At 50.1% G+C, this 20298-nt stretch carries 17 protein-coding genes and 1 pseudogene; 4 read left to right on the plus strand and 14 right to left on the minus strand.

Translation table 11 applies throughout. From position 1 onward, the window contains the following. Positions 1-70: 70 nt before the first annotated feature. The 14 genes and pseudogenes from A3SI_RS09925 to A3SI_RS09975 all read right to left on the minus strand — a co-directional run bounded on the left by A3SI_RS09925 (position 71) and on the right by A3SI_RS09975 (position 11823). Positions 71-1294, minus strand: coding sequence for a polysaccharide pyruvyl transferase family protein (locus tag A3SI_RS09925; RefSeq protein ID WP_009055559.1), 1224 nt, complete (start codon positions 1292-1294; stop codon positions 71-73). Beyond that, positions 1291-2906, minus strand: a pseudogene (locus A3SI_RS17465) (lipopolysaccharide biosynthesis protein). The gene A3SI_RS09925 and the pseudogene A3SI_RS17465 overlap by 4 nt, the downstream one beginning before the upstream one ends. Continuing rightward, on the minus strand, positions 2791-3846 hold the full coding sequence (locus A3SI_RS09935; protein ID WP_009055560.1) for a nitroreductase family protein: 1056 nt from the start codon (positions 3844-3846) through the stop codon (positions 2791-2793). Before A3SI_RS09935 ends, A3SI_RS17465 begins: the two are co-directional and overlap by 116 nt. Before the next feature lie 50 nt (positions 3847-3896). Then, positions 3897-4025 carry a hypothetical protein gene (locus A3SI_RS21640; protein ID WP_009055561.1) on the minus strand — a complete coding sequence of 43 codons (129 nt, stop codon included), beginning with the start codon at positions 4023-4025 and terminating at the stop codon, positions 3897-3899. After that, the gene (locus A3SI_RS09940) at positions 4025-4876 is read right to left on the minus strand and encodes a glycosyltransferase family 4 protein (RefSeq protein ID WP_009055562.1); all 852 of its coding nucleotides are present in this window, start codon (positions 4874-4876) and stop codon (positions 4025-4027) included. Before A3SI_RS09940 ends, A3SI_RS21640 begins: the two co-directional genes overlap by 1 nt. Before the next feature lie 145 nt (positions 4877-5021). Continuing rightward, positions 5022-5174 carry a hypothetical protein gene (locus A3SI_RS18925; RefSeq protein ID WP_156810265.1) on the minus strand — a complete coding sequence of 51 codons (153 nt, stop codon included), beginning with the start codon at positions 5172-5174 and terminating at the stop codon, positions 5022-5024. Further along, complete coding sequence (locus A3SI_RS09945; RefSeq protein WP_009055564.1) at positions 5174-5944, minus strand: glycosyltransferase family 2 protein; 771 nt, start codon at positions 5942-5944, stop codon at positions 5174-5176. Before A3SI_RS09945 ends, A3SI_RS18925 begins: the two co-directional genes overlap by 1 nt. Next, positions 5941-7185 (minus strand): O-antigen ligase family protein, encoded by a 1245-nt coding sequence (locus tag A3SI_RS09950; protein ID WP_009055567.1) that lies wholly within the window; start codon positions 7183-7185, stop codon positions 5941-5943. Before A3SI_RS09950 ends, A3SI_RS09945 begins: the two co-directional genes overlap by 4 nt. Further along, positions 7161-7349: a hypothetical protein gene (locus A3SI_RS09955; RefSeq protein WP_009055569.1), complete on the minus strand. Its 189-nt coding sequence runs from the start codon at positions 7347-7349 to the stop codon at positions 7161-7163. The genes A3SI_RS09950 and A3SI_RS09955 overlap by 25 nt, the downstream gene beginning before the upstream one ends. A gap of 2 nt (positions 7350-7351) precedes the next feature. Beyond that, a complete protein-coding gene (locus A3SI_RS09960; RefSeq protein WP_009055570.1) occupies positions 7352-9448 on the minus strand; it encodes a GumC family protein in 2097 nt (698 codons plus the stop codon). A gap of 7 nt (positions 9449-9455) precedes the next feature. Continuing rightward, positions 9456-9629 (minus strand): hypothetical protein, encoded by a 174-nt coding sequence (locus A3SI_RS18930; RefSeq protein WP_156810266.1) that lies wholly within the window; start codon positions 9627-9629, stop codon positions 9456-9458. A gap of 4 nt (positions 9630-9633) precedes the next feature. Then, complete coding sequence (locus A3SI_RS09965) at positions 9634-10209, minus strand: TolC family protein (RefSeq protein WP_009055571.1); 576 nt, start codon at positions 10207-10209, stop codon at positions 9634-9636. Positions 10210-10231: 22 nt separating this feature from the next. After that, positions 10232-11428, minus strand: a complete 1197-nt coding sequence (locus tag A3SI_RS09970) for a sugar transferase (protein WP_009055573.1) — start codon at positions 11426-11428, stop codon at positions 10232-10234. After that, positions 11425-11823, minus strand: a complete 399-nt coding sequence (locus A3SI_RS09975) for a response regulator transcription factor (protein ID WP_009055576.1) — start codon at positions 11821-11823, stop codon at positions 11425-11427. The genes A3SI_RS09970 and A3SI_RS09975 overlap by 4 nt, the downstream gene beginning before the upstream one ends. A gap of 166 nt (positions 11824-11989) precedes the next feature. Between A3SI_RS09975 and pgi the strand changes: the two genes are divergently transcribed. From pgi to A3SI_RS09995, 4 genes are all read left to right on the plus strand, one after another. Continuing rightward, positions 11990-13639: a glucose-6-phosphate isomerase gene (gene pgi / locus A3SI_RS09980; protein WP_009055579.1), complete on the plus strand. Its 1650-nt coding sequence runs from the start codon at positions 11990-11992 to the stop codon at positions 13637-13639. Between the two features lie 199 nt (positions 13640-13838). Then, the gene (locus A3SI_RS09985) at positions 13839-15206 is read left to right on the plus strand and encodes a M24 family metallopeptidase (protein ID WP_009055581.1); all 1368 of its coding nucleotides are present in this window, start codon (positions 13839-13841) and stop codon (positions 15204-15206) included. 444 nt (positions 15207-15650) lie between these two features. After that, a complete protein-coding gene (locus A3SI_RS09990) occupies positions 15651-18617 on the plus strand; it encodes a SusC/RagA family TonB-linked outer membrane protein (RefSeq protein ID WP_009055583.1) in 2967 nt (988 codons plus the stop codon). A gap of 30 nt (positions 18618-18647) precedes the next feature. Then, positions 18648-20018, plus strand: coding sequence for a RagB/SusD family nutrient uptake outer membrane protein (locus A3SI_RS09995; protein WP_009055586.1), 1371 nt, complete (start codon positions 18648-18650; stop codon positions 20016-20018). Positions 20019-20298 lie beyond the last annotated feature (280 nt).

Below are 20298 nucleotides of genomic sequence, written 5' to 3' on the forward strand. Positions count from 1 at the left end.
GGCGGGCTTGGAGTCGCAAAATAAACCGGAGAAAGAGCCTGAAAGTTTCCCTTCCTCCGGCTGTCCACGCTTACTGCTCAAAGATGTCAAAAACGGGGCGGTTCGTATTTTTTAGTGCTTCTACCGTACGGCGGATATGATCGCTCAGCTCGGCATGGCGGCCCAAGCCTTCTTCCACCTTTTTCAAGATGAAACTGGCCTCCATCTCCTTATCTTCGATCACGAAACTTTCCATCTGAAAGAGTTTAAAGAGCTCTCGGTACTTGTGCGACCACGAAATCGCTAGCGAGGGAATGCCTAAGCTCAGCGCAAAGACCAGCGTGTGAAAGCGGGAAGCGATCACATAGTGACAGGTTTTGATAACCGCTTTGATCTCCTCCGCGCTGCGGTACCCTTTTATGCGGTAAATCTTTTCCGGCTCAGGAGTCAAGTCATGCAGCAGCTGGCAGAGGAAGGCATCGTCCTTCTGTGGTGCCCCGGGAGGACGGATTTCATTGGGCACCAGCAGCACCTCGTACTGTGTTCGGAGTGAAGAAATCAGCGCTAACAAGGTCTGCACATACGGGTTTTGGCCATCGGCCTTTCCCATCCGCTCCAGCACGCGCATATTCGGCGAAAGGGCCAGAAGAGGCTTGCCAGAGGCCTTTATCGTTGCTAATTCTGGTAGCACCGTCGCTGGGTCAAGGGTCGGGACAGGGAAGTGAAAGGCGATGTCCGGCATAAGCGGAATTTCCTCGAGTGGGCGCTCCAGCAGTTCCGCCACATAGGCCCTGGACTGATCATCGCGGGCATAAAAGCCATCTGCGGACTCCAGCATGCGCCGGCAGTTTTGGCGCACCGCCTCCTCCTTAAACCCTCCCCATGCCTGGGGCATAAAGTAATAGGGAATGCCCTTTGGCTTGCAGTAATCGATGATCAGTTGCGTTTCGAGTGGTTGCTGATAGCCTCGTTTATCGCCATAGGCGAAACCACTCGCATCGATCACCATGCGAAGCTGCTTGATTTTTTTGATGCTTTGCATCGGGCTATAGTCGGCATAGGGCTTGGTTTTTAGCTTCAAGCTGGACTTCACCTTGCCCTCCACGCGGCTGATGAGGTGGAGCAGACCGGAGCTGGAAACGTAATGCGGTACGAAGCCCTGTCGTTCGGCGATCTCCTTTTCCTCCGCATGGCAAATGACATGGAGGGAAGCCTCAGGATCCTGCTGGCGGATAAAATGCGCCACCGTTTTCATCATGGCCTCGGCGCCTTTGTTGATAAAATTCGTTCCGACGATTAAATAGGCATCTTTCATGGTTTTTTCTTAATGGATTTAGCGATGGTGAGGAGTTCTTTTAGTCGGGGCCGCAGGGGCGGCAAAAGGGCCCAAAGCCCCAAGTAGCTCAGTCCAAAACTGAGTAGCCCAGTGCCCAGCTGGAGCCAAAGGGAATCAACCGCCAGGCTGCGCAGGGCCATATAATTCATGCCTGCCGCAAAAAGGGCGGTGCTGGCCGGCGCCAAAATACTCCGTAGAAATTGACCGACGGTCACAGGTGTTTTAGCAAAACAGTAGTACAGCGAAGGAATGAGGATCAGGTAGTTGGCGATCGCATACGCGATAGCGATTCCACTTAGCCCGAAGCGAATTCCGATGACGAAGGCAAGCGTGACCACGATGGCATTAGCCAAGCCCCAGTAGAAATACCGGGTGCTTAGGCCACTGGAAATCATGACCATCCCACGAGTGGAGGCCACGGGCTGTATAAAGGCAGTGATGGCCAGCAGCTGGAAGATTCCGATGGCTTCTACCCACTGTGCTCCCAGTGAAAGTAGGATAAGTGCCTCTGCATTTACCAGCAGAAAGAGCGTGATGGGCATGGAGAAAAAGGCCATGAAAAACAGAAACTGGCTGTAATAATGCCGATAGCGACCAGGCTCTGCGCGCAGGGAGCTCATGGCGGGGATGCCTACGCTATTCAGGGGGTCGCGCAGCTGGGTGATGGGGAGCATCAGCAGCTGGTAGGCCTTCGAATAAAGTCCCAAAGGCCCCGACCCTAAGTACTTTCCGATGAGGACATTGTCCAGGTTTCGGCTGAAATAATTGATGATATTAAACCCGGAGATGCCCGCTCCGAAGCCCAGAAAAGATTTTATGCGTGCCGAGGGCCAGTGAAAGTCAGGCCGCCAGCTGCACTTTACCCAGAGCAAGGCACAGGTAATCAGGCTATTCAGTGCACTGATAGCTACCAGTGCCCAGTAGCCAGCGCCTAAGTAGGCCATAGCGAGTGCGGGCAGCAGGCTGAAAAATGCCGCTTGCATCGTGATCGATGAAATCCGCTGAAACTGCATCTGCCGGCTAAGCAGTGCCTGATGCTGCACGGATAGCCCCCTAAAATCGCGATTCCGGCATAGGCAAAGGTGATCGGTGCCAGGCGACTTTCTCCATAAAACCAGACCACCAGCGGTGCCGTTCCGGCGATTAAAAGGGCCAGCACGATGCTGATGAGCACGTTAAACCAAAAGAGCTCACTGACCAATCTTTGCGTAAGACCATCCTGAGAAATGACCGCCTGCGCGATGCCTAAGTCCTTAAATATCAATATAAACCCCGTAAAGGAGGTCACCATGGCCACGATCCCGTAGTCCTCGGGAAGCAGGAGCCGAGCCAGAAAAATCGTCGTGAGCAAGTTCGTGCTGAAGGAAAAAAGCTGCGCACCGACCGTACGTAAGCCTCCCTTCACGGAGCGCTCCTTCATGTTATCCATGAGGTGCCCCCGCTCGAACCACTCTTCGGGTCGTATGTTCGCCGACTTAGGACCGGAGCTCATTAAAACGCATGAGTTGGTCCGGAGTCTTTTTCTGCGAGTATGGAATACCGCCTTCAGGATCTGCGTAGCCCACGCCGATAAGCATGAGCGGTCGCTCATCCGGCTTTAGGGGGAGCAGTTCATCCATTTTGCCCTCTAGGTATTCGATATCCGGCCAGTTGATCGTGACCGAGCTGAGCCCGAGGGTTTCGAGTGCAAGCACAAAGCTCATCGAAGCCAGACCTCCATCCAAGTAAATCACGTGGCGGTCGCGTTCGCTGAGGTAGGCGCTGAGCCGTCCCACCAAGACCATGATCACGGGAATATTTTTAAAGAAGGGGCGGATACCTGCCGGCAGGGCACCGACTTGGTTCTTTTTCTCCTCTTCGGTAAAAACATGAAAATAAAAAGGCTGTCGGTTACAGGCCGAGGGGGAGAAGGTGGCAGCGGCCATGGCCTTTTCTAAAAGTTCACGCGGAACCTCCTGCTGCAGGAAGTAGCGTACGGAGCGGCGCTGCTTGGTCAGACTTAGAAAATCTTCATAAGTAACCTGGCTGCGGTGTGCTTCTTTTCGCTTATAGGGTGCCGCCTTTACGGGGGATTGCTGGATGGAAAGGGGGTGGTCGCAGGCCACAAACTGCGCATGGAGCGCTTGGATTTCCGCATCGTGCTCTACGGCTTCGAAGTAGGCCGTCAAGACACTGTACCCCCAGAGTAGCAGCCCTTCATCGATGTCTCCACCGAGGTGGCGGTTTTCACTCAGCGTGATGTAATTTTTAACCGTGTCGCCGATGTAGTCGCGCGCGAAGGAACGGCGGCGGTTTTTCATAATCAGCCCTTTTTCGAGGCGGTGCACCTGGCGGCGCAAATGGAACGCATTCGGCTGGTTTGCGCGCAGGGCGCTGAGGTGGAGGAATTTGCCCTCCAGCACCTTCTGGTGCTCACGGGAAAAATCACTCGAGAACAGAAAATAGTAAAGATCGGCCAGCTTGCGATGCTTGCGCACGATGGGAAGCAGGTAGTTGTTTTGAATCTTGATTTTAAGGTCGTAAAGGCTCATGGTCTTCAGGTTACGCTATAGGCTGAGCGCCGCACGCGAGGCGGCTTTCTCTAAGGTACAAATTTCATGTAAATGTCTATCATCTTTTGGGCGGTATTTTCCCAGGAAAAGGTCGCGGCCCTTGCTTTTCCTTTGGCGATGAGGCTTTGGCGCATGCCCTCATCCTCCAGCAGCTGCATCAGCCTTCCGCGATGGAACCGGGAACATGGGGGTTCACGTACAGCGCCGCATCCCCAGCGATTTCAGGCATGGCGGAGGTGTCACTGCAGATCAGCGGACAGGAAGAGGCCATGGCTTCCAGCATCGGAATACCGAAACTTTCCCGAAGCGAGGGGTACAGGAAGCAAAGCGCCCCTTGGTACAGGTAGGGGAGCTGTCGATTCGGCAGGTAGCCCGTTAGGTGAATGGCATCTGCCAGCCGGGGATTTCCGATAAGGGCCAGTTCTTTTCGCAGATAGCCGGCTTCCAGGTCAGGCATGACAAGCTTATAGCTAAGCTTTCCGGCTCTTTCGATGGTATCCAGGGCGCGCAAGACATTTTTTAGATTTTTTTTCGGATCGGTATTGCCTAGGTAAAGCACATAGCGTTCGGGCAGGCCTTTTTCTTTCAGAAACTGCTGGATCTGCTCAGGGCGGTGGGAGGCGAAAAAGTGCGCGCTGCAGGCATTATATACGGTACTGACTTTTTCTTCAGGTACGCGTAGGTAATGGCAGATCCGCTCTTTTTCATAGGCACTAACGGTTAGTATATGCTGGCACTGCGCGGCCACTTTCGGGACATTCCACCGGCGGTATAGGTTGCCGAGGCGCTGGTACCAAGAGCCCTCGCTGAGCATCCATTTTTCCAAGTAGATAACATCATGAATGGTCACGATAAGGGGGATTTTACTCCCCGTAGGCCCTGTATTGCTCGTGGTGTGGAGGAGCTGTACGCCTGTTTCTTTGGCCGCCTGCGGCAAAAGGCGCTGCTCCCACTTGATGTAATTTGCTGGCCCGAGCTGCTGCACGTCGACCTGCCCGTAGGTCTGCAAGCAGGGATCGGCATCGGGTTGGACGAAGACCTTTGCCCGGAAGGCAGATCTTCACGCCGCTGCATGGCGCGAAGGGCCTCCAAGATGACGATGTCCATTCCGTGCTTTTTTGGGCGAAAAATGCGCTGGGCTTCTATTCCGATGTTCATGGTAACTGCCAGTTAGCAGCCGCTTTACCGGCTGAGGTGAAATTCCATTTGACGCCCTTCCAGTAGGCGGCGGCTTGCTCCTTTTCTCCGTTTTTACGCATCTGTAGGAGGTTTTTCGGTACGGCTACCAAGAGGTAGAAGGCGTACATCAGCAGTTTTTGGAGCCGCGGGTATGGCGGCGGAGATAGAGCAAGCGGTTACGGCCATAGTAGAAGGCTTTTAGGGGGGACTGCTTGCCGGTGGACATGCTTTCCTTATGCCAGACGCGGCTTTTCGGCTCGTACCAGATGCTGAATCCGGCGCGGCTGGCGATGGCGGCATAGTCCATTTCTTCGTAATAAAGGAAGTACACCTCCGGCATGGGGCCGATTTTTTCCCAAAGCGCGCGTGAAAACATCATCGCGGCGCCATGGGGGCGGCTGATGGCACGGGCTTCCTCAAACTGCCCTTCGTCTTGCTCCCCTAGTCCGATGGAGAAGCCCCTGCCACTGATGCTGCTGATGGGGCCAAAGCCGGCGAATTGCAGGGTGTTCGGCGCATCGTAAAAGTAAATTTTAGGCGATACCATGCCGATAGTGGGGTTTTGCGCGAAGCGCTCCACGAGGGGGAAAAGAAAGTCGGGAGCTACCTCGGTATCATTATTTAACCAGAGAAAATAGTCTCCGGTGGCCTTTTCCATGCCTGCGTTATTGCCTCCGGCAAAGCCCAGGTTCTGGCCAGTATCTACGTAGATGACTTCCGGAAACTCCTCGGCTAAGACCGCGCAGGGTTCCTTAGAGCCATTATCCACGAGGATAATTTCCAGGTTCGGGTAATGCTGCGCACGCAGGGAGCACAGGAGCTCGCGCGTGACGGCGGTGGTGTTAAAGTTGACGGTCACCAGGGAGACCTTCGGAAGTGTTTGTGGTGCTTTCTTCATGGCTGTTGGTGTCGATATCCTCGATAATGTAGATGGCGGCCAGGTAAATAGAGCATAAGATTTAGGGGAAACTGCCCGAGGATAGGATTGCCATAGGCGGCAAAGGCGATTCCGATAAAGCCTGAATGCAGGGCCATGAGGTAGTGCTTGAGTACGGGGTCCTGCAGGGAAAAAATCACTGCGAAGCCCTTAAAGATAAAGAATAAAATGATAGCAATGTGCAAGGTGAGGCCTATCACGCCAGTTTCTGCCCATATTTTCACATACCAGGAGTCGTTAGGAGTCTGGGCTAAAAAGGTGTTCGGGCTAAAGCGCAGCCCCCAGGTGCCAGAGGTCCCGATTCCACCGCCGAAAGGACGGGTTTTGAGGTAGGCTTTGAACTTTTTTTGGTTCTCCAAGCGGACTTTCAGCGAGGGGTCTTCCGGGTTCAGGGCGGAGCGCATTCTGCGCAAGGTATAGTTGTCGTTACCGATCGTGGTGTATTTCAGGAAGAAAAAGATTCCTCCGAGCACGATCAGGCCCACAGCCACGCTGCGGAAGTTTTTCGTTGCCACGAGGTAGGCCATTGCCGCGCTAGCGGGCACAAAAAGCGCTCCCCGCGTACCGCTAAGTCCCATGGCGTAGAAGCAAATCAGCGAGGCGACCAGGAAAAGCAGGCGCTTGCGCAGCGCAAATGGCCCCAGCGCCAAAATAATACTCATGATGCCAGCATAGCCCATGGTAGCCCCGAACTGGCCAGAGTCGGAGAGGAAGGAAAAGGCACGCAAGACGCCCCGAAGCACATGTGTTTTAATCGCCCCCTCCAGCAGCCAAGCCCATTCATAGTTGTCCAACCCAATAAAAATCTGTTTAAAGCCCCAGAAGGCGGCAGCTACACACCAAATCAAGATGAAATGAGTGAAAAAGTAGATGTCTTCTTTGGTTTTTACATAGAGCAGGATGAGTACCACGGTAAAAAGCTGGTAGAAGGCGACTGCCCGCACAGCATAAAACCAGGCCTCTTTACTGGGCGCTTCGGGGTTAAAAAGCTCGAGGACAGCAAAGCCTAACCAAATGACGCTCAGATATATCGCGCCATTATTAAGAAGCGTCAGGCGTGGATGACGTGGGCTGACGATGGCGAGGATAAGGGCGATTACCAACAGGAAATCCACACCTAGGCCCAGGGGCAGGCTGGTCAGGTAGCGGGTGGCGCCATTTACGACGAAGGCCAGGCTCAGCGAAAGATAAAATCCCCGCAAGGGTTCATCAGGATGTAGTAGAGCAAAAAGAAACTCAGCAGGCCGACGGTCGCTAAAATCACGAAGAGCACTTCCATCTTCAAAATCATGAAGGCGGAGCCTAGTGCGAGGAGGATGCCCCCGACCGTAAACGCGATATGGGTCTTGGCCTGCGATACTTGCATGCTTAGGCTTGATTTCCGATAATTTCTCGAATGAAATTTACATCCACTTGGTAGAGCAGCAGCTCCGGCTGAAGGGCTCCACTGTCTTCAAGCCACTCCTTATGGATGACATCGCTGCGTGTCCAGGTATACGCGGCTGGCGCCGCAAAGAGGTGCCAATCTACCTTTTCGATGAGGTCTAAATTCGCATTTTCTGCCCGATAAGGTGGAAAGATAACGATGCTGCAGGTCTGCTCGAACCAGTCGAAGCGGAGCTGCTCGGGCAGCAGGTCTGCCCAACTGTAGGCTTCATGGAATGCTTCCAAGCCATAGGCGTATTCCCCTGAGCTTAAGCTTTCTGGGTGCAAGACAGGGACCTGTGGAAAATGCAGGCGCGTCTGTGCGATGATCGCCTCTAAAAGCGGGAGGAGACGCTTGTCTTCTTTCACCGGATGAATGCCGATCACGAAAGGCATCCCATTACCCGCTGGCTGCTGCTTAAGTCGCTTCTTCCATTCATTAACGAAAAGACGTGCCATCACGGCAGTAGGCAGCTCCTTGGCAGGGGCTGGGAACGCACCGATCACGCGTAGGCCGGTCTGCTTGGCGGCCTGCTGCGGCTCGTGTAGATTCACGCCGAGGAGGAGCCTTCCAGCAAAAAAGCCGATCAAAAGGATATGCCCAAACATAAAGGAGGCAGCCACCATGATTTTACGCTTGGAGCCCCTAGCCTGCGTTGGGAAAAAAGGTGGATCGATAATTTCCTGCGTCTGAGAAATCTTTAGGTTCTGGCTTTGAAGTCGTGCCTGATTCAGACCAGAAAGAATCGCCAGGTATTCGTTTTCGTTTACTTGCACTTCCCGCTCCAGACGTTTGAGCTCTGCACCTAAGGGGGCAAAACGGTCGATGCGGTCAGAGATTTCTTGTTTCGAGCTCAGGGAAATTTCTAAAGCGCTGAGCTCTCTTTCCTTTTCCAAATAGGTGCTCAGCCATTCTCCCAGGATCTGATTGAGCGGAATACCATCCACAGCAAAATCCTGTCGGTACAGACTGGCGATTTTATCGCTGAGCTTATCTGATATCTCACGGATTTCCTTTTTCAGCTCGATGATTTCATAACTGTCAGGGCCTAATTCGGTCATGAGCGTGTTTAGCATGACGCGCTTATTCGAAACCTGCGTGCGGTAATAGGATAGGGAGTCGATAGTCGAAGCACGTAGCTCGTTCACGCGTAATTTCTCCTCGAGTTTTCGCAGGCTGGCGTCAGCACCTTCAGAAACCTGTCGTGCCCGAATGACTTCTTTTTCGATCTCGTTGATGTAATTATCCAGGTTTTTTCCTTGCTCATAGAAGTTCATGATGCGGTTAGCACTCACGAACTCCTTCAAGCGCTCTTCGGAATCTTGTAGTTTTTGGAAGATACGATCTCTTTCTTGGATGTAAAAGTCTATTCCCCCACTGGTTTCACTGACCCTCAGGTCTCCATAGCGGCTGAGGTACACATCTGCGAGCGCCTGAACGGTCTGGTACACGATTCCTGGATCATCTGTATAGTAGCTGATTTCGATCATATCCGAGCTCCTTTTACGCAGCACGCGCACCCGCCCTGAAATGTTCGAAATACCGTAATACTTGTGATTTTCCAGCACATAGCGGACCGGTCCCATACGAGGGTCTTCTTCGCGTAACAGGCGCTCGATTCGCAGCTGGGTGCGAACAGGATCACCAGGAACCGCGATCAGCTTCCGTAGAGAATCGGGGATATTATTCTGCAGCTGCTCGAAGGTATCCCGCTCCATTCTTTTCGGATCATAAGCATCCATACTCAGATGCTGGGAGAGTAGCTTGAGCGCCACCAGCTCAGAGGTTCGCCGGCTATTAATCAACTCGACGATGTTATCCATCAAGTTATTCGATGTAAAATAGTCGATCTTAAGGGATTCGGTGAGGTCAGCGGTCTTACGGGTGGAGATGCCGGTATAAATAATGGTATGGGAGTCATAGATTTTTTCGAGATTGCGCGTCATCAGAATAACGACCGCAGCCAAGATCCCGGGTACAAGTAAAAACAGGTACCAGTATTTCTTAATCTCCCACCATAACTCTTTAATTTTTAACATCTAAGGCTTATCGCTTTAACATAGACAATTTAATGCCCAGCAAAATTTCTAAATTTTTATAGGCCGTCATAAAATCCGCATAGGCATTATAATAGCGGTCTCGGGCCAGGGAATTGATTTCAGCCAAGCGCGTGTAATCGGTTAGGGAAAGCTGATTTTCTCGCAGCTTCAGCTCCCCCACTTGCTCACTGGTGGTAGCTTTTCGAAAATTCGTGGTGATTCACCATGGTTTTCTGGGCAGCCAAGAGTTGATAGTATGCCTTAGCGATTTCCTGCCTGGTTTCTATCGCCATGGCATCCCGCATGTGGAGGGCAGCTTCCTTTTCTGCTGTGGCCAGTTTGATGCGGTTTCCCCTTGTGGTAAATTCGTAAAGCGGAATACTTACATTTAAGCCATAAAGAAAGCCGCTGGCCACAGTATTCGTAAAGACGTCAGCGGAGCCGGTAACGAGAATGCCTTGATTGCCCTGAGAAAGAATGACAAAGGGCCGAATATGGTTAGTCCATAACCTTTTCTGCACATTTATCCGCTGCTCTTCCGCTCTGGCTAAAGCTTCTTCTCGTTTGATGGTAGGGTTAAAATCTTCGCCCATGTCTAAGAGTTCATCTAAAGGCGGCAGCTGTAGGGCGAGATCTTCTAGGATATTAAATACTTCTATTCCTGAGTCCCGGTCAGAAAAGGGCAGGACGTTCTGTGCTTTGGCCTGAAGGCCAAAAAATAAGGGGAGAAAAAAGATAAGATAGGACCATTTTCTATCCATAAAGGGACTGCAATTAGGTGACTTAGACGCTTTCCTTCTGAAACAAGGCAGGAAAGGTTTTTAAAATTATTTTCATATCCAACCAAAAGCTAAAGTTATCAGCATAATAATTATCGAGTGCAATGCGCTCCTCCTCGGACATGGGGCCACCTTTTCCGCGCTTGGTGACCTGCCAAAGGCCCGTGATGCCCGAAGGTGCCATAAAGCGTTTGGAATACTTGTCTGTCGTTAGCTTTTCAGCCTCGTATATGGGGAGTGGACGATTCCCGACGATTGACATGTCTCCGATAAAGACATTGATGAGCTGCGGTAGCTCATCGATGCTGCTATTCCGCAGAAATGCGCCCAGCTTAGTGATGCGTGGATCGTTTGCGATTTTAAAGAAGGTATTATCGCTCTCTTTTTTAAAGTCAGGATAAAAGGTTTCGCAGATGTAGTCCCCACTGTCGTTAAAGAGGGGTTTTTCACAACTAATAGCGTAGCGGAGGCAGGTGTCACAGCGCTTGTTGATGTATTTATTTTTCGTCTGATCCGCCTCTCCCGTCTTGTATTGGTTCAGGTGATCGAGGCTTTTCAGTTTTTTATCTGCATCGGGTACCATGGAGCGAAACTTGTAAAAGTCGATGACTTTCCAAGCGGTACCCACACGCTTGGATTTGTAAAAGATAGGGCCTTTCGATTCCAAGCGTATCAGGGCAGCGATGGTCAGCAGAATAGGGGAGAGCAGTAAGAGTGCCAAGCCTGAAAAGAAAATATCGAAAAGTCTTTTGTTTAGTGGTGTTTTGTAATCAAAAGAGGCGAGTGTCTGCGTATCGTCCGTGAGCTCTTCTCTTAGTTTAGAGGGTTCTCGTTTTAGGGCCTGGCTGATGACTTGGAGAAAATGGTTTTTCTTCAATTCCTTTGCGCTAAGCAAACCGTCCACGTCCAGGCGCACAGCATTTCCACGATCTTCTTTCGCGACCATATCGCTAAACACGATGACTTTAAAAGCATGCAGCGATTTAAAAGCACTAACTGTCTCTACGGTATTTAAAAAAGAAGGGTCTGAGAGCTTTCCGAATAAGCATACGCCGACTGCTTGGAGCTTACCCGCCTTCAACTTTTCGATGAAGGAAAAGATGCTAAACTCCTCCGCTAGCTGATAGTTTTCAGCGAGTTGGCTGCGTACTTCTTTCGTAAAAAGTAGATCCGGGCGTATAATGGCCAGGGTAGGGTTCATACCTCGTGAAATTTATAACGATCAAAAAAGCGCTTGATTCTCACGCGTAGTTCTTTCGGGTTAAAGGGCTTGATTAAAAAGTCATCAGCCCCAGCGTTAAAGGCCTCTATGCGGGCGTTCACACTATCCTCACCTGAGAGGACGATGACGGGAATTTTTTCGAGGTAATGGAATTTTCTAATTTCGCCTAAAAACTCCATGCCACCCATTTTCGGCATGTTTAGGTCTATAACGATCACATCAGGGATTTCGCCCTTCATAATATGACTGAGTGCTTCCACACCATTTTGTTTGATGGTAACCTGGTGGTCCTCACTGAATTGCTTCTCTACGATCATTCCGATTATCGGTTCATCATCGACTAAAAGTAGGGTACGCTTCTCGTCTGAGTTCATAAGTGCAGCGTGGGGTTTAGTTTGTATTATTTAAATATAAGCTATTTCCTTAAAATAATGGCAAAGGTGCTGAAAAATCGGCATTTATTTTTAAACACCAATTTAATTTTTGTTCTTCGGGCATTGTTTTTATACTTTTGAGCTACCTATTAAACAGATATTTTCTATGCTACATGCTATCGACCCCACGACCACATCTGCTTGGAAGACGCTTAAGCAACTGGCCGCTACTTCGGGGCAGCTCAGTATCCGCACGTTATGTCAAGATGCTGCTCGTTTTTCCGATTATTCTCTGACGTTCGAGTCCCTTCTTTTCGATTACAGTAAAAACAAGATAAACGATGCGGTGCGGGAGCAGCTGCTAGCTCTGGCAGAGGAGTGCAAGCTCGCTGAGGCCATTCAAGCCATGTTCAGCGGTGAGACTATCAATTTGACCGAAGGTCGAGCCGTTCTTCATACCGCGCTCCGCAATCAGTCCGACCGCCCTATTCTGGTGGAGGGAAAGGATGTCATGCCTGATATTCGGCAGGTGCTCGGGCAGATGAAGGGTTTTGCTGAAGCGATCGAACAGCAGCGGCACCTAGGCTACACCGGTAAGCCCATCGACACGCTCGTAAATATCGGTATCGGGGGCTCAGATTTAGGCCCTGTGATGGTAACCGAAGCACTTAAACCGTATCAGTTACCACATATTACGACGCATTTCGTGTCTAATGTCGACGGCACGCATTTAGCAGAGACGCTGAAGCGGGTAAATCCGGAGACAACCTTGTTTTTTATCGCTTCGAAGACCTTTACGACGCAGGAAACCATGACGAATGCCCACTCGGCGCGGGACTGGTTTTTAACCCATGCGCAGGATGAAAAGGCCGTAGCAAAGCATTTTGTGGCGCTTTCCACGAATGCAGCGGCGGTAGAGGCCTTCGGAATCGCTCCTGAAAACATGTTTGGCTTCTGGGACTGGGTAGGCGGACGCTACTCTTTATGGTCCGCTATTGGCTTGCCTATCGCCTGCACGGTGGGTTTTGCTAATTTTGAAGCACTGCTTCAGGGTGCGTACAGCATGGATGTGCATTTTCAGGAGGCGCCCTTCGGGCAAAATATTCCGGTGCTGATGGCCTTAATTGGGATTTGGAACTGTAATTTCCTTGGCGCCACGTCCGAGGCTATACTCCCTTATGACCAGTATTTGCACCGTTTTGCTGCCTATTTCCAACAGGGCAACATGGAGTCCAATGGCAAGTACGTAACACGAACTGGGGAGCGCGTTTCCTACAGCACAGGCCCGATCATCTGGGGCGAACCGGGGACGAACGGGCAGCATGCCTTCTACCAGTTGATTCACCAGGGGACGCACTTGATTCCTTGTGATTTCATTGCGCCAGCGCAAAGCCATAATCCTATCGGCGACCATCATGTGAAGCTACTATCGAATTTCTTCGCGCAGACGGAGGCCCTTATGAATGGAAAGGATCTGGCCGCTGTGGAGGCTGAAATGCGTGCTGCCGGAGCAGATGAGGAAACGATTCGGAACATCGCCCCACATCGGGTTTTTGATGGGGAGCGGCCTACGAATAGTATTTTGGTGAAAAAAATCACGCCTTATACGCTGGGGCAGCTCGTGGCCATGTATGAGCATAAGATCTTCGTACAGGGGGTTCTGTGGAATATTTTGAGCTTCGATCAGTGGGGAGTAGAACTGGGCAAGGTGCTGGCCAAACGTATTTTACCTGAGTTGGCAGGCGATGAGGATGTGGATACGCATGATGCTTCTACGAATGGCTTGATTAATGCGTATAAAAAGATGCGAGCGTGAGATCTGCTAAGCAGGAGCGTATGGGCGGTAAGGAAGTGGACGAGGCTTTTTTACCGCCCTTTTTGCGTTAGGTGCCCCGAAAGCAGGAGTATTCATAGGGAGGAGGGTTTCGAACCCCTTTTTTCTTCGGCAGGCTTACCGCTTAGCACAATTTCCTTGTACCTTTTCTTGATCTGCTTTTCTTTACGCAACCTTATAGATGAATGATATGAAGTATATTCCCTTTTTCGTTTTATGGCTGATTTTGATCAGTGGTCAACTTCAAGCTCAGCAGATGCAGTCCGCTGTTTTAGATCAGCGCGCGCAGGCGCGAGTTTTAGATGCATGGTTAGAGGAGCGCATCGACACGGTCCTTCCGGAGTTAATGGACCGTACGGGCATCGATATGTGGGTGCTGATTTCTCGGGAGTACAATGAAGACCCAGTCATTCGGACCTTTTTGCCCGCGACGTGGTTTGCGGCTCGCCGCAGGACCATTTTAGTGTTATACAAGCCGAAGGGGAGTTCTACTGTGGAGGCGCTGGCGGTGGCACGCTATGATGTAGGCAAGCGATTTAAGAAGGCTTGGGATCCCGATTCAGAGCCAGATCAGTACGCACGCCTGGCGGCGCTCATTCAGGAGCGTAATCCGGAGCGCATCGGGCTGAACTTTTCAGATACCTACGGACATGCTGATGGGCTGACTTTCCAAGAGCATGCTTTGCTGATGGACAAGCTACCTAAGCGACTGAAGGACAGAGTCGTTTCGGCTGAGAAGCTGGCTGTGGGTTGGTTAGAGCGCCGCACGCCATCGGAGTTGGCGACGTACAGGCATATTCAGTCGATTGCGAATCAAATTATAGCGGAGGGTTTATCTGAAAATGTGATTACGCCCGGCGTGACGACCACGGAGGACGTGGTTTGGTTTTATCGGGAGCGGATAAAAGAGCGGAAATTGGACACTTGGTTTCAGCCTACGGTAGACATTCAGCGGGCGGATCCGGACTCCAAGGAACATTTGAGGACTTTTGACCAGCGCCCTGATGTATCGGTGATCATGCCGGGAGATCTTTTGCATATTGATTTTGGGATAAGCTATCTGCGTTTAAGTACCGATACGCAGCAGTTGGCGTATGTGCTTAAGCCGGGGGAAGACGAGGTTCCGGCGTATTTGCGCGCTGCTTTTCAGGTGGGGAATCGGGTTCAGGATTTCCTGACCGAGTCGTTTGAGAATGGGAAGACGGGGAATGAGATTTTGCGCGCCACGCGCGCTAAAATGGAGGCTGCAGGCATCCGAGGGAGCATTTATTCCCATCCGATGGGCTACCACGGGCATGCTGCTGGGCCGACGATCGGGATGTGGGACAATCAGGGGGACACGCCTGGCGCGGGGGACTATCCGTTATATCCGATGACAGCCTATGCGATCGAGCTAAATGCAGTCGTGTATGTAGAAGAGTGGGGAAAGGATGTACGCATTATGTTAGAAGAGGGGGCTTACTGGGATGGTGAGCAGGTGATTTACTTGAATGGGCGTCAAAAGGAAATTATGCCGATTCCGCGTTCGCAACCCTTCTTGAAGAATTAGAAAGCTGAGCGAGGCGGTGGCGGCGGCAGTTCTGAAAAGCTAATCCTTCTTTCGAGAAAGATTAGCTTTTTTTTGTGGGATACAAGATTTTTTAGAATAAAATAAGTTTGGTTATCATGGGTAAAAACAAAATAAAATATTGGGTATTGGTTTGTCTAAGCTGTGTACAAAATAAAATTTCCCGAATAGTAAAATAGTGTAATTTATTAATGAAAAAGTTTATTTTTATGTGTGTTTTTATTCAAGTAACATTTTTTCCTTTTGTCATTTTCTACACGGCTATCTATTTATTTTGGTTTATATTGCTTGTATACGTGAAAACGGATCAACTAAACGGACGTGTTTTTCAGCGAGGAGCTCTTTTTTAGGGTAGTGACGGGCATGCTGTCTGGTTTTTTCGTCGACGCGTAGGTAACCCTTTTCTTTAACTTAATACTACTACCTATGCACAAATTTTACAGGTTCACACTGAGCTTGGTGCTGCTGCTTTTAGCCACGGGCTGGAGCATGGCGCAGTACACAGTCACAGGGACGGTGACGGATGATCGTTCCGGGGAGCCCCTGATCGGGGCAAATATTTTACTTCGAGGAACGAGTATCGGTGCTGTTACGGATTTAGATGGCAGATTTTCTGTAACGGTACCGGGAAATGATTCGGGAACGCTGATCGTTTCTTCTTTAGGTTACGTGTCCCGTAATTTTAATGTGAATGCATCTACGGGGACTTTAAATGTGCGCCTATCTCAGGATGCGACGAACTTAGAAGAAGTGGTGGTAACGGGTCTGGCTTCCTCTGTCAAACGAAGTAACTTGGCGAATGCAGTTTCTTCGGTTTCGAGTAAGGAGCTAACAGGAACGACCACACTTCAGACAACAGATGGAGCGCTTTACGGGAAGATCGCGGGGGCGACCATTCGTTCGAACTCGGGTGCTCCGGGAGGAGGATTTTCGATTCAGCTACGGGGTATTTCCACGCTGGGTGGAGGTTCGCAGCCACTTATTATCTTGGATGGGGTATACATTAACAACTCCTTTCAGCGTACGGGCCGTGCAGCGGTATCGGGTGCTGGTGGTGCCAATCAGGATGATGGGGCCAACCGGCTGGCGGATTTAAACCCAAATGATATCGAGTCTATCGAAGTGTTAAAAGGACCTTCTGCTGCTGCCATTTATGGAACGCGTGCGAATGCCGGGGTAATTATTATTACTACCAAGCGTGGAGCAGAGGGTAGGACGACAGTTTCTTTATCCCAGGATATCGGGTTTTCGCAGCCTTTACGCCTTCTGGGTGTGGACGACTGGAGTGAAGAGAAAATCAATGTGTTTTTTCCCGAAGGTAGACGACCTATCGAGTTAGAGCGCTTCCGCGAGGCGCAGCGTACGGGTAATTTTATCGATTATGAGGATTTCTTCTATAACAATACGGCGCTGCTCTCCAATACGCGGATTAATGTTTCTGGCGGAAATGAGCGCACCAAGTTTTTTGTAAGCGGAAATATAGTGAGCGAAGATGGTAATGTGCGTAACACAGGTTTCGAGCGTTACTCGATCCGTGCGAATATCGATCAGAAGATTTCAGACAAGATCCGACTATCCGTTTCATCCAATTATGTGCGCAGTAATACCGATCGTGGGTTTACGGGTAACCAGAATAACTCTGGAGCCTCTATCGGTTATAATATCGCCTATGTGCCGAACTATTTTGACCTAAGAAGAAGACCGGATGGTACCTACCCTGATAATCCCTATTTCGCAGAAAATCCGGTAGCGGTAACGGATCATGGGATCAATAATTCCGTAGTCAATCGCTTTATTCAGTCTTTTAGTTTGGATATCGATATTTTACAGACGAAAAACAGCTTTCTCAAGGCGCAGGTGGCGGGTGGTTTAGACTTTCTACAAAATACTACCTTAGTTTATCTGCCTGAGTTTTTACAGTTTCAGCGTGGTCAGGCGAATCCAGGTGATGTCCTTTGGGGTAAGCAGGAGAGCTTTAATACCAATTTGCAGGCGGCGTTAATTTACAACTGGAACTTGGGGAATGTGAACATGAATTCCACGGGAGGTATCGTTCGCTTAGATTTTCAGCAAGATGTCTTGTTCAATAGAGGTAGGGGTTTAGCTCCGGGGCAGCGCAACTTGCAGCAGGCAAATATTCAGGAGATCAATCAGCAGTTTTTCTCTGAAGTGGCCGATGCAGGGGTTTTCTTGCAGCAGGAGGCCAACTGGGACGATAAAATCATCGGAACCTTAGGGATTCGCTGGGATAAATCTTCTCTAAATGGAGATCCCAATCAGTTTTATGCCTTTCCAAGAGCCTCTTTGGCTGTTAATATCGCCAATTTTGAGTGGTTCAATGTGCCAGTTATTGCAGCCTTAAAACCACGTATCGCCTATGGCGAGACCGCTGGTCCTGTGGGTTTTGGGGCTACTTTCACGCCCCTTGGTGGAACGAATATCGGGGGCCTTTTAGGCTCGGTAGTTTCCACTTCTATTGGGAATACGGCTATTTTACCTGAGTCTGCTACCGAGCTAGAGTTTGGGGTAGATGCAGGCTTCTTTAATAACCGTATTGGGATCGAGGCCACCTACTATATTAAAAATACGCAAAACAACATCCAAAATTTAAGTTTAGCTCCTTCTACGGGCGTGAACTCTACGCCGAGTAATGAAGCAGAGTTACAGAACAAAGGTCTGGAGTTAGGTTTATTCGGTACAGTAGTGGACAAACCGAATTTACGTTGGAATACCCGCGTGTTATACTGGCATAACCGTCTCAACATGACACGATTAGGAATTCCTACGTATTTAAGTGGAGGTTTTGGTGCTGCTTTGGGTACGTTCTTGTATGCGGAAGGGTTCTCTCCGACTACGATCGTAGGTACGCCAGCGGATCCGAGTGTTCCAGGAGGCTTTACCATTTGGGGAGATGCCCAGCCTCGTTTCAACATGTCTTGGGTGAATAATTTCACGATTGCGCGTAATCTAGAACTATCTTTCTTGATGGAGTACCGTCACCGTGGGGATAACATTAACCTTACCTCCTTCTTGACGGATTCAGGGGGAACTACGCCAGGCCTTTTCAATCCGGAAACAAATACGCTGAATCCGCGTCCGCCGGCACCTTTTAATAATGCGGGCCGCTGGGTTCAAGACGCCACATTCTTAAAAGTACGTGAGATTGGTTTGTTTTACACCGTTCCTATGGAGATCGTTCGTAACACCTTCGGATCTTCGGTTTCTGGAGTTCGCTTAGGAACTTCTGTGAATAATGCCTTCCTGTTTACGAATTATGAAGGTTATGATCCAGAGACATCCACCTTCGGGGCACAGGCGATCGGGAATAACGTTGATATTACGCCTTATCCTACGCCACGTCGTGTGTTTTTCCACATTAACATAGACTTTTAATTTTAGCAAGAGAAGCATATGAAAAGATATATGAATAGCATAGGGGCAGCAGCTTTGGCAGCGACAACGCTATGGGCTTGCAATCCCCTTCAAATAGATGAGGTAATCGACCCGAATAATCCTGCCGTGGAGGTTGTGTTAGAAGATGCTTCACGGGAAGCCGTGCAGTTTTTGATTACTGGTTTAGAGGCACGTCATAGAGCGTATGTCTTTAATGTAACCACTTCCTGGGGTACATTCGGTAGGGAGATTTGGTATTTAAACGGTTCTGACCCACGCTTTCAAACCGACTGGTTAGGGCAGGGGGGGCGTCAGCCGGATCGCGCCTATTTTGGTTTTGGTGCCACGGGAGGAGGCTCTTGGGCGGCGCCTTATCAGGCAATTAACCAAGCAGAAGTTCTAGCAGGTGCGGCCACTAACGCTAGTATCTTAAACGATCGAGAGCGTGCTTCTGCGCGTGGATTTGCACGGACGATACAGGGATTTCAATTTATGATTCCAGCGAACTTCGTGTTTGAAAACGGTATTCGTATCGATGTGGCAGACCCGTTTAACCCGGGGCCTTTTGTGTCCTACGAAGAAGCGCTCGATCATGCGAAAAGTTTATTGGATCAGGGTTTTACTGATTTGGAAGCTGCGGGCGCTGGTCCCTTTCCCTTTCGTTTGACGCGAGGCTTTGATGGCTTTAATACTATCGCAGGCTTACAGCAGATAAACCGTGCGATCGCTGCACGCTTAAATGCCTATCGAAAAGACTGGAATGGTGTGTTAACCGCATTGGAAGGGTCTTTTATTAATATGAATGGCGATATGCAGGTGGGGCCGACACATCCTTATGGTGCTGCACCCGACCTGTTTAACCCACTCTTCTTTGTCTTGGATGCCGCCATTAATACCCTTACTGTGGTGCATCCATCGGTTTTAAGGGATACGACAGCAGGAGATTTGCGCGTGCGCCAAAAGTTTTTTCCAAGAACAAATCCAGTCATCATTACGACAGATGCAGCTCCGCTTACGGGTACGCACCAGGATCAGCGCTGGCCTACAAATGAAACCTCTGTACCTTTTATTCGAAACGAAGAGCTTATTCTGTTAAAAGCGGAGGCTCATGCGAATTTAGGCCAGGCAGGTCCAGCGATCGAAGCGATCAATGTGATCCGTGCTGCCGCAGGTATAGGGGAATATACAGGAGCGAGCTCTACGGAAGCACTAATCGATGAAATCCTGTATCAGCGCCGCTATTCCTTGTGGGCTGAACCATGGGGACATCGCTGGATCGATACACGGCGTTACGACCGCATGGAAGAAATCGACACCTCTTTCGACGGGGGGAGCGTTTTCCGACAGTTCCCTCACCCACAGGCAGAGCTCAACTGGGATCTGTATGTAGAAGGTCAGTAAAGTTCAACTCAGCTAGTTTATCCTTCAGCCGGCATCCGTAGGGGTGCCGGCTGTTTTTTAAATGTTCTCCACTTCGGGTCGAGTTCCAAAGAAAAAGCTTATATTACCCATCATATCGACTAACTATGCGAAAATTTTTACTCACTGCAGCAGCAATCTTGTATTCCTGGATGGTATTCGCTCAGGGGCCCCCGAGCACTCGTTTTGAGCAGATACAAGTTTTTGATAGCCGAAAAGCGCGACTTTTACCTCCTATGGATGTTCGTGTTCGTGAGACAAA

This window comes from Nitritalea halalkaliphila LW7, assembly GCF_000265075.1.
Lineage (GTDB): Bacteria > Bacteroidota > Bacteroidia > Cytophagales > Cyclobacteriaceae > Nitritalea > Nitritalea halalkaliphila.

Excerpts from the sequence above, each read along its gene's own strand:
- A3SI_RS09925 (WP_009055559.1), bottom strand. The coding sequence starts at position 1,294 with ATGAAAGATGCCTATTTAATCGTCGGAACGAATTTTATCAACAAAGGC.
- A3SI_RS09935 (WP_009055560.1), bottom strand. The coding sequence starts at position 3,846 with ATGAGCCTTTACGACCTTAAAATCAAGATTCAAAACAACTACCTGCTT.
- A3SI_RS21640 (WP_009055561.1), bottom strand. The coding sequence starts at position 4,025 with ATGCAGCTGCTGGAGGATGAGGGCATGCGCCAAAGCCTCATCGCCAAA.
- A3SI_RS18925 (WP_156810265.1), bottom strand. The coding sequence starts at position 5,174 with ATGTACGCCTTCTACCTCTTGGTAGCCGTACCGAAAAACCTCCTACAG.
- A3SI_RS09945 (WP_009055564.1), bottom strand. The coding sequence starts at position 5,944 with ATGAAGAAAGCACCACAAACACTTCCGAAGGTCTCCCTGGTGACCGTC.
- A3SI_RS09955 (WP_009055569.1), bottom strand. The coding sequence starts at position 7,349 with ATGCAAGTATCGCAGGCCAAGACCCATATCGCGTTTACGGTCGGGGGC.
- A3SI_RS09960 (WP_009055570.1), bottom strand. The coding sequence starts at position 9,448 with ATGTTAAAAATTAAAGAGTTATGGTGGGAGATTAAGAAATACTGGTAC.
- A3SI_RS09965 (WP_009055571.1), bottom strand. The coding sequence starts at position 10,209 with ATGGATAGAAAATGGTCCTATCTTATCTTTTTTCTCCCCTTATTTTTT.
- A3SI_RS09970 (WP_009055573.1), bottom strand. The coding sequence starts at position 11,428 with ATGAACCCTACCCTGGCCATTATACGCCCGGATCTACTTTTTACGAAA.
- A3SI_RS09975 (WP_009055576.1), bottom strand. The coding sequence starts at position 11,823 with ATGAACTCAGACGAGAAGCGTACCCTACTTTTAGTCGATGATGAACCG.
- pgi (WP_009055579.1), top strand. The coding sequence starts at position 11,990 with ATGCTACATGCTATCGACCCCACGACCACATCTGCTTGGAAGACGCTT.
- A3SI_RS09985 (WP_009055581.1), top strand. The coding sequence starts at position 13,839 with ATGAATGATATGAAGTATATTCCCTTTTTCGTTTTATGGCTGATTTTG.
- A3SI_RS09990 (WP_009055583.1), top strand. The coding sequence starts at position 15,651 with ATGCACAAATTTTACAGGTTCACACTGAGCTTGGTGCTGCTGCTTTTA.
- A3SI_RS09995 (WP_009055586.1), top strand. The coding sequence starts at position 18,648 with ATGAATAGCATAGGGGCAGCAGCTTTGGCAGCGACAACGCTATGGGCT.